Origin of the sequence: Nostoc sp. MG11, from assembly GCF_014904695.1 — a bacterium.
Classification (GTDB): domain Bacteria; phylum Cyanobacteriota; class Cyanobacteriia; order Cyanobacteriales; family Nostocaceae; genus Komarekiella.
This window is the reverse complement of sequence record NZ_JACXXN010000199.1, coordinates 1-829: the sequence shown is the minus strand read 5'-3', so window position 1 is coordinate 829 and position 829 is coordinate 1. Positions and strand designations below refer to the sequence as shown.

Here is an 829-nt window from a genome sequence, read left to right as displayed (position 1 = left end):
GATAAATTGATGCGCTTACGTTCAAATCGCTTACTCTATGGTGCGCCGCCATCTTATAAAGGCGTTGGTCGTCCTCGTGTCCACGGCGATAAGTTTAAACTTAACGATGCTACAACATGGTGGACACCAGCTCAAACTATAGAGGTTGATCACCCAAAGTTGGGGCGCTTAGGGCTGCATCTATGGTGTAATCTCCACTTTCAACAATCTGCCAACCACTCCATGCATATTATTCAAATTGAGCGGGTCAATGAAGGTGAAAATAGAGAGTATAAACCTTTATGGCTGGTTTGGCTAGGAGAGCAGATGCCAACTATTGGCTCAATCTGGTGTCAGTATCTACGTCGCTTTGCGGTTGATCATTGGTATCGTTTTATTAAACAACGCCTGCATTGGACTTTGCCTCATTTTTCTACTCCTGAGCAGTCAGAATGTTGGAGTGATTTGATGCCTTTACTCTCTTGGCAGTTATGGTTGGCTAGAGACAGTATTCAAGATTCCCCCCTCCCTTGGCAAAAATCTTCCACTCATTTGTCTGCTGGCCGAGTTGCAAATTGCTTTGCTACAGTTTTAGCTAGGATTGGAACACCTGCACCTGATCCCAAACCCAGAGGAAAGTCCCCTGGTTGGACTTCTGGTAGATTCAGAGTGCCACGGACTCGTTATCCCATTGTCAAAAAAGCCTTTACCAAGCCGAAGAAAGTATCTAAAAATACTGCTTAACAGCTTTTCATCTCTCCTGTTACTCTTACTTTATTCACTGTTCAACATGAAATCAATTGATCAACTGTTGAGCTATTTTTTGCTTGCTTTAGTCTAAACTCCAGTT

At 43.3% G+C, this 829-nt stretch carries 1 pseudogene; it reads left to right on the top strand.

Features of this window, described 5'->3' with window-relative positions:
* A pseudogene (locus HCR01_RS38065) lies at positions 1-723 on the top strand (transposase); the annotation flags it as partial.
* Between the last annotated feature and the right edge of the window lie 106 nt (positions 724-829).